The 8,213-nt window shown below is 68.1% G+C and carries 7 protein-coding genes and 1 pseudogene; 7 read left to right on the top strand and 1 reads right to left on the bottom strand.

Annotated features, from left to right (window positions below):
- From ACTJKK_RS12555 to ACTJKK_RS12540, 4 genes and pseudogenes are all read left to right on the top strand, one after another.
- Positions 1-812: pseudogene (locus tag ACTJKK_RS12555) on the top strand (hypothetical protein); the annotation flags it as partial.
- Positions 813-894: 82 nt separating this feature from the next.
- On the top strand, positions 895-1,707 hold the full coding sequence (locus tag ACTJKK_RS12550) for a DUF5819 family protein (RefSeq protein WP_247623557.1): 813 nt from the start codon (positions 895-897) through the stop codon (positions 1,705-1,707).
- A complete protein-coding gene (locus ACTJKK_RS12545) occupies positions 1,704-2,774 on the top strand; it encodes an HTTM domain-containing protein (RefSeq protein ID WP_440748236.1) in 1,071 nt (356 codons plus the stop codon). Before ACTJKK_RS12550 ends, ACTJKK_RS12545 begins: the two co-directional genes overlap by 4 nt.
- A gap of 34 nt (positions 2,775-2,808) precedes the next feature.
- Positions 2,809-4,869 (top strand): acyl-CoA dehydrogenase family protein, encoded by a 2,061-nt coding sequence (locus tag ACTJKK_RS12540; RefSeq protein ID WP_440748235.1) that lies wholly within the window; start codon positions 2,809-2,811, stop codon positions 4,867-4,869.
- A gap of 82 nt (positions 4,870-4,951) precedes the next feature.
- Here ACTJKK_RS12540 and ACTJKK_RS12535 read toward each other — a convergent pair whose 3' ends face one another.
- Positions 4,952-5,971 carry a hypothetical protein gene (locus tag ACTJKK_RS12535; protein WP_440748234.1) on the bottom strand — a complete coding sequence of 340 codons (1,020 nt, stop codon included), beginning with the start codon at positions 5,969-5,971 and terminating at the stop codon, positions 4,952-4,954.
- Positions 5,972-6,047: 76 nt separating this feature from the next.
- On the opposite strand from ACTJKK_RS12535, the gene ACTJKK_RS12530 reads away from it, so the two are divergent.
- The 3 genes from ACTJKK_RS12530 (at position 6,048) to ACTJKK_RS12520 (ending at position 8,196) form a co-directional block, all read left to right on the top strand.
- A complete protein-coding gene (locus tag ACTJKK_RS12530; RefSeq protein WP_400441624.1) occupies positions 6,048-6,377 on the top strand; it encodes a hypothetical protein in 330 nt (109 codons plus the stop codon).
- A 68-nt stretch (positions 6,378-6,445) separates the two neighbouring features.
- Entirely contained in the window at positions 6,446-7,492 is a 1,047-nt protein-coding gene (locus tag ACTJKK_RS12525; protein WP_440748233.1) for an NAD(P)-dependent alcohol dehydrogenase, read from the top strand.
- Between the two features lie 134 nt (positions 7,493-7,626).
- Positions 7,627-8,196 carry a DNA-3-methyladenine glycosylase I gene (locus ACTJKK_RS12520; RefSeq protein ID WP_247955499.1) on the top strand — a complete coding sequence of 190 codons (570 nt, stop codon included), beginning with the start codon at positions 7,627-7,629 and terminating at the stop codon, positions 8,194-8,196.
- The last annotated feature ends 17 nt before the right edge of the window (positions 8,197-8,213 follow it).

Raw genomic sequence — 8,213 nt, 5'->3', positions numbered from 1 at the left:
CGGACACGGACACTGATCCGGGGACGGACACGGACACGGACACGGGTACGGACACGGACACTGATCCGGGGACGGACACGGACACGGACACGGGTACGGACACCGACACGGGTACGGATACCGACACGGGTACGGACACGGACACGGGTACGGACACGGACACGGGTACGGATACCGACACGGGTACGGATACCGACACGGGTACGGACACGGACACGGGTACGGATACCGACACGGGTACGGACACCGACACGGGTACGGATACCGACACCGGTACGGACACGGACACCGCTACGGACACGGATCCGGGAACCGACACCGACACGGATCCGGGCGCTGACCCCGGCACCGACACGGACACGGACACCGGTACCGACACCGGAACCGACACGGGTACGGACACCGGAACCGATCCGGGTTCCGAGCTCGGGATCACGATCCTCTACCCGCAGCGCGCACAGGGCGAGTCCCAGTCCGCGACGGGAACCGGGTTCCGGCCGGGTGAGGTGGTGACGGGCGTCATGCAGTCCGCGCCGCTCGACCTCGGCACGCAGGTCGCGAACGCGGCCGGCCAGGTGACGTTCACCTGGACGATCCCGGCAACGCAGGATCTCGGCATCCACACCGTGACGCTCACCGGAGCGGAGTCCGGATCGGTCTCCATCCAGTTCCGAGTGACCCCGTCGGGTCTGGCGACCACGGGTGCGGAATCCGGACCGTCGCTGGTCTGGGGCCTGGCGTTCCTGTTGGCCGGTGCGGCCCTCGCGGCCGGCGCGCGAAGGAGGCGGATGTCGGTGACGTCGAAGACGTGACCGATCACGATCGGCGGCACCCGGGATCCCCCGGCTCGGGTGCCGCCGTACGTCTCCGCAGCAGGCCGAGCAGAGGACGCAGATGACCCACACGTCGACGAGAGCGCAGCCGATTCCGAAGGCGGCCAAAGTCGCCAGCGCGGCAGCGCTCCTCCTGGCGGCGGTGCACATCGCTCTCACCGCCGTGTTCAACGTCCCGTCGACGGAGGTCAAATACGAGGCGCTGCCGGGTCGGGCGGCGGATGCCTGGATCCGGCCCTACTTCGTGCAGGACTACCGGATCTTCGCCCCCGACCCGGCCAGCGCCGACCGCAACCTCTGGGTGCGGGCGTGGGTCGAGACGCCGGACGGCGAGCGGGTCGAGACGAAGTGGGTCGACGTCACGGCCATCGAACTCGCCGAACCGTACCGCCGCGTGCTGCGCAAGCAGCTCACGGTGATCGGTGCCGAGCAGCTCATGACCTCGTTCGGCAAGCTCACCGAGGCGCAGAAGGCGGTCGTCGAGGAGAACTTCCACACGAGCCCGGATCTGGCCGAACTGAACGAGGCTCTGCTCGCGGCCGACGACGCGAACGCGGGTGATGTGCGTTCCTTCATCCGCGCCACGAACTACACGACGTCGTACGCGACGCAGGCGGCGCGCGCACTCTGGGGCGACGACGGCGAGATCCTCGCCGTGCAGACCCGGTCGGTCTACAGTCCGGTGATCCGGTGGGACGACCGCAACGACCCGGATGCCGTTCGCCCCGACTCCTCTTATACGCAGCTGGGCTGGCGCCCCGTGCTCGATTGGTCGCAGCAGAGCGAAGACGCGTTCGCGCGTACGTTCCTTCACTGGGCCGAAGCGGCCGGCGTGACCGGCTCGCTGACCGGCGACGAGGAGGATGCCGAATGAACGCGGTCACCCGACTCGGGGACTCGTTGCTCCACTGGCTGCTCGATCGCCGCCACGCGACCTACGGCCTCGCCGTGATGCGCATCGGTTTCGCGGGACTCACGATCGTCAGCATCCTGCTCTATCTGCCGGACTACTCCTATACCTTCGGTGAAGGATCGCGCTGGGGGGAGTCGCTGTATCGGCCGAGCGGGGTGAACACCTACATCTGGCCGATCTCGATCCTGTTCTCGCGCAGCGATCCGGACTGGTTCACCTACCTCAAGCTCGCCCTGCTGCTCGCGGTCGCGGTCGCCTACCTGCTGGGCTGGCGGATGCGGATCATCGCTCCGCTCTTCGTCGTGCTGTGGCTCGGCTACGCGTCGACGAACCCGCTCGTGCTCAACACCGGCCACTACCAGACGTTCCGGGTGATGCTCCTCTTCCTCCTGCTCGCCGACACGTCGCGGCGCTGGTCGCTCGATGCGCGCCGTCGACGGATCACCCGTGACGAGCATCCGCTCTCGTTCCGCGGCCATGTGCTGCCGCGCTGGGTGCCGGTGCTGTCGAACAACGTCGCCGTCATCCTCATCGGCGCGCAGCTGTGCATCGTCTACATCACCAGCGCGCTGTGGAAGCTGCAGGGGTCGATGTGGACCGAGGGCATCGCCGCCTACTACCCGTTGCGTCTCGAGCAGTTCATCCTGTTCCCCTGGCTCAACGAGATCGCCTGGCACGTGACCCCGGCGATCTTCATCGCCTCGTGGCTGAGCGTCTACATGCAACTGCTCTTCCCGCTGACGCTCCTCAACCGCTGGACGCGCATCTTCGGACTGATCGCGATCACGGGCATGCACGCGGGCATCGGCATCCTGATGTCGCTGCCGTTCTTCTCGCTCGTGATGATCTTCAGCGACATGATCTTCGTGCGCGACGTGACCTGGCGCAAGGCGCAGCTCTGGGTCGTGCGGAGGTGGAAGCGACGCCGGACTGTGAGCAACCGACAACCCGACGCGGGCACATCCCGACAGGCCGTTGGAGAGGATGCACAGGTGACTTCGCCCGAAGTTGTCGGAGTTCTACGATAAGAGCACTCCACCTTCTTCTCCGAGAGGAATGCTCATGGTCGACGCCGCCGTCCGCACCACGAAGACCCCGATCGTCGAGGCCACCAGCCCCGCCATCGATGTCGCCCGCGTCAACGATCTCCTGCTGGGGACCTGGGGCGACACCCGCCGCGAGGCCCGCGAGATGATCAAGGACTCCGCCTTCTGGCGGCAGGACGACCTCGGCAAGGACGAGCACCGCGAGCGCGTTCTCAGCCAGCTGCACCTGCTCGTCGAGAAGAAGGCCGTGCACCGGGCGTTCCCGAAGTCGCTCGGCGGCGAGGAGAACAACGGCGCCAACATCGCGAGCTTCGAAGAGCTCGTCGTTGCCGATCCCAGCCTGCAGATCAAGTCGGGTGTGCAGTGGGGTCTCTTCGGATCGGCCGTGCTGCAGCTCGGCACGAAGGAGCACCACGAGAAGTGGCTGCCCGGCATCATGGACCTCTCGATTCCCGGCGCGTTCGCGATGACCGAGATCGGACACGGATCGGACGTCGCCGCGGTCGGCACCACCGCGACCTACGACCCCGAAACCTGCGAGTTCGTCATCCACACCCCGTTCCGCGGAGCGACGAAGGAGTACCTCGGCAACGCGGGACTGCACGGCATCGCCGCGACCGTGTTCGCGCAGCTCATCACGAACGGTGTGAACCACGGCGTGCACTGCTTCTACGTGCCGCTGCGCGGAGACGACGGCGTCGATCTCCCCGGCATCGGCCGTGAGGACGACGGACTCAAGGGCGGACTCAACGGCATCGACAACGGGCGCCTGAGCTTCGATCAGGTGCGCATCCCGCGCACCAACCTGCTCAACAAGTACGGCGACGTCGCCGTCGACGGCACCTACACCAGCGCCATCGACAGCCCCGGTCGTCGCTTCTTCACGATGCTCGGCACCCTCGTGCAGGGGCGCGTCTCGCTCGACGGTGCGGCATCCTGGGCATCCGCCCTCGGCCTGCACATCGCGATCACGTATGCGACCCAGCGTCGCCAGTTCGACGGCGTCGACGGGCAGGAGGTCGTGCTGCTCGACTACGGCAAGCACCAGCGCCGCCTGCTGCCGCGCCTGGCCACGACCTACGCGCAGATCTTCGCGCACGACGAGTTCCTGCGGAAGTTCGACGGCGTCTTCTCGGGGCGCACCGACACCCCGGACGACCGCGAAGACCTCGAGACCCTCGCCGCAGCGCTCAAGCCGCTGTCGACCTGGCATGCGCTCGACACGCTGCAGGAGGCGCGCGAGGCGTGCGGCGGTGCGGGCTTCATGTTCGAGAACCGTCTCGTCGGACTGCGCGCCGACCTCGACATCTACGTCACCTTCGAGGGCGACAACAACGTGCTCCTGCAGCTCGTCGGCAAGCGCCTGCTCACCGACTACGCGAGCCAGTTCAAGGGCAAGGATGCCGCTGCCCTCGCCAAGTACGCGGTGGGGATGACCGCCGGCAAGCTCTTCCACGGTGCGGGACTGCGCCAGTTCGGTCAGTCGGTCGCCGACCTCGGACAGGTCTCGCGGTCGGTCGAGAACGGACTGCGCGAGGAGCAGCAGCACCAGTTGCTCACCGAGCGCGTGCAGCAGATGGTCGCCGACATCGCGAACCGGCTGCGTCCCGGTGCGAAGGACAAGGCGCTCGGCGCCCGCCTGTTCAACGAGAACCAGGCCGAGCTCATCGAAGCGGCCCGCGCTCACGGCGAGCTGCTGCAGTGGGAGGCGTTCACGGATGCCGTGCACACCGTCGACGACGAGCAGACGAAGGCCGTGCTCACGTGGCTGCGCGACCTCTTCGGCCTGCAGCTCATCGAGAAGCACCTCGCCTGGCACCTGATCAACGGGCGTCTGTCGATGCAGCGCGCCGCGGCGGTGTCGAGCTACATCGACAGGCTCTGCGCGCGCCTGCGGCCGCACGCGCTCGACCTCGTGAACGCGTTCGGCTACGAGCCCGAGCACGTGCGCGCGCCGATCGCCTCGGGTGCCGAGAAGGCCCGGCAGGACGAGGCCCGCGCGTACTACGCCGACCTCGCGGCCTCCGGCGAGGCTCCGATCCAGGAGAAGGCGCTGCGCGCCGCGAAGAAGCGCTGAGTCGCGGTTCACAACTCCGGAGGAACTGCATGGAAAAGGGCCCGATCGGCGTGATCGGGCCCTTTTCGTCGATTCTCCGGAGTTATGAACGGGTCGGACCGGTGCCCGGGGCGGGCGGGTAGGTCGGAATCGCCGGGGAGTTCGCCGCAGGACCCATCCCCGTTCCCGGGAAGTACTGCGCGGGCGACGGCGGGTAGATCGGATGCTGACCCGGGAACTGCCCGGACGACGAAGCCGCGACCGGGGCTGCCGGGGTCTGCTGCGCCCGCGAGCGCACCCGTTGCAGCACGAACGAATAAGAGAGGTACAAGAAAGCCGCTGCCGTGCCGGTGCCGAAGAGCAGAAGGGCCGGGAGCGTGCTGCTGATCTCCCGCGGCAACGGGAACAGCGCAGGGAAGAACACGTCGGGGAGAAGCACGAGCGCGTTGACCACGAGAAGCGCGAGCGCGGGCAGCAGGAGCGCGAACGGCGACCAGCGCGTCACCGCGATCCCGATCACCACGAGGATCACGCCACCCAGCACGGCGGCCACGGCGAGGGGTTGCACGGCCATCTCGAAGCGCTGGTAGGCGTACAGCATCCCGGTTCCGATCCCCCAGGCGAGGAGTCCCGCGCCGAAAGCGAGCAGGACGGGGGCGAGGATGCCGCCGACGATGCCGAGGCCCGCACCCTTGGGCTCGGGGCGTCGACGCGCGAGGGCCAGGACCACCCCCATCGTTCCGAGCGCGGGGAAGAGCACGAGCGGCACGCCGTAGATGATGCCGTCGGTCCACTCGAGGGGGAGGCGAACCGCGCGCTGCGAGGTGATCAGCGCGGCCGGGAACATCGCGAAGACGATCGGTGCGAGGGAGAGCACGCCGACCGCGATGAGACCCGCCGAGCTCCAGATCCCCGTGATCACCACGGCGACGAGCAGCAGGATGCCGAGGGCCTGCAGTGCGGTCGGTCCGGCCAGCTCCGCGAGGTCGAGCTCACGGGCGTACTGGAAGACCGAGGACATCCAGACCCGGCCCCCTCCGGCGAGGAGTCCGGCGCCGACGGGCGCGAGAACCACGGCGACGATGACGGTCAGGACACGCGCGAGCGCGGACGATCGGTGCATGGGACTTCCCCTCCAGAGTCTCGTGCTCACCGTATCGACTCGGGGGCGTTGCGCGGAAGACGGGATAATCGTCGGCATGAGCTTTCTCTGGCGGTACTTCCGTCGCGAGGTCGACTATTCGTCACTCGATGACGGCACGCCCGACGACGACGCTCCGCTCCCGGCGCCGTCCCGGGCCGGGCGAGTGCTCGCCTGCACCGTGGTGATCCTGTTCGGCGCGGTCTTCCTCGTCGCCGTGGTGGCCGTCGGCATCCGAGTCGAGTGGGTGCTGACCGACACGATCCCCTGGCGCAACACCGAGATCTGGGCCTGGCCGCCCATGGTCTTCTGCGCGATCGTCGGCGTGGCCGTGACCAGCTTCGGCGTGCGTTTGCTGATGACGGCGATCCGCGGTCCGCGACTCTGAGAAGACGCGACTCTGAGAAGACGCGACTCTGAGAAGAGGGGACAGGCGGCGCGGGTAACGTCGTGTGCATGACCCGCGTGAACGCCTATGCCGCCCCCTCCGAAGCCGCGCCCCTCGAGAAGACGACGATCGAGCGGCGAGAGCTCGGCCCCCACGATGTTCTGATCGATGTCGCCTTCGCCGGCATCTGCCACTCCGACATCCACACGGTGCGGGGCGACTGGGGTGCCCGCGAGTACCCTCTCGCGCCGGGACACGAGATCACCGGCACGGTCGCGGCCATCGGTGCCGAGGTCACGAAGCACGCGGTCGGCGACCGCGTCGGTGTCGGCTGCATGGTCAACTCCTGTGGGGAGTGCGACCAGTGCCGGCGCGGCGAGGAGCAGTTCTGCCGCAACGGCGCCGTCTTCACCTACGGCAGCGTCGACCGCGACGGCACGATCACGCAGGGCGGCTACTCCGAGAAGGTCGTCGTGACGGAGGGCTTCGTCGTGAGGATCCCGGATGCGCTCGCGCTCGATGTCGTCGCGCCCCTGCTGTGCGCGGGCATCACGACCTACTCGCCCCTGCGGCACGCGGAGGTCGGGCCGGATTCGCGGGTGGCGGTCGTGGGTCTCGGCGGGCTCGGTCACATGGGTGTGCAGATCGCTCACGCGCTCGGAGCGGAGGTCACCGTTCTCTCCCAGACGCTGAGTAAGAAGGACGACGGTCTGCGCCTGGGCGCCGACCACTACTACGCGACGAGCGACGACGACACGTTCCGTTCGCTGCGCGGCTCGTTCGACATGATCCTCAATACGGTCAGCGCGCCGATCGATCTGCGGTCGTACCTGGGAATGCTCGATGTCGACGGGGCGATGGTGTGCGTGGGGATGCCGTCCGATGCGCTTCCCCTGTTCGTCGGATCGCTCATCGGCGGACGCAAGTCGATCTCCGGCTCCAACATCGGCGGCATCCGCGAGACGCAGGAGATGCTCGACTTCTGCGCCGAGAAGGGCATCGCCGCCGAGATCGAGGTGATCCCGGCATCCGACATCAACGCCGCCTACGAGCGTGTGCTCGCGTCGGACGTGCGCTACCGCTTCGTGATCGACGCCTCCACCTTCGCCGACTGAGGTCCGCGGGGTGGGCCCTTCGACAAGCTCAGGGACCCAGTGCTTTGGGTCGCTGAGCCCTCACTGGGTCGCTGAGCCTGTCGAAGCGCCCCACCGCGAGGGGCCGTGTCGGTGGCCGCCGCTAGCGTGAGGGCATGAGCTCGTTGATCACCGGTCCCGACGAACGCGCGCGCTGCGGCTGGGTGGGTGACGACGCCGAGTACCGCCGCTATCACGATGAGGAGTGGGGGACCCCGCTTCACGGCAATCGGGCGCTCTTCGAGAAGATGGCGCTCGAGGGCTTCCAGGCCGGTCTGTCGTGGATCACGATCCTGCGCAAGCGCCCGCGATTCCGCGAGGTGTTCGCGGGGTTCGACCCGGCGGTCGTCGCCGAGTTCGGCGACGACGACGTCGAGCGCCTGATGGGCGACGCCGGCATCATCCGCAACCGAGCCAAGATCCTGGCGACGATCGGCAATGCGCAGCTCGTGCGCGGCATGGCCGAGGGCGAGCTCGATGAGCTGATGTGGTCGTTCGCGCCGCCGGCATCCGACACCCGCCCGGCGTCGTTCGCCGATGTGCCGGCGGTGACCGCGGAGTCGACCGCGATGAGCAAGGAACTGCGCAAGCGGGGGTTCCGCTTCGTCGGTGCGACGACCATGTACGCGCTGATGCAGTCGGCGGGAATGGTCGACGATCACATCGAGGGATGCTGGCGCGCCTGAGCGCGTCGCCGGTCGCG

Source organism: Microbacterium sp. 22179, assembly GCF_052045715.1.
Taxonomy (GTDB): Bacteria; Actinomycetota; Actinomycetes; order Actinomycetales; family Microbacteriaceae; genus Microbacterium; species Microbacterium galbinum.
Note: the sequence above shows the minus strand (reverse complement) of the source record. Positions and strands in the feature narration are given on the sequence as shown.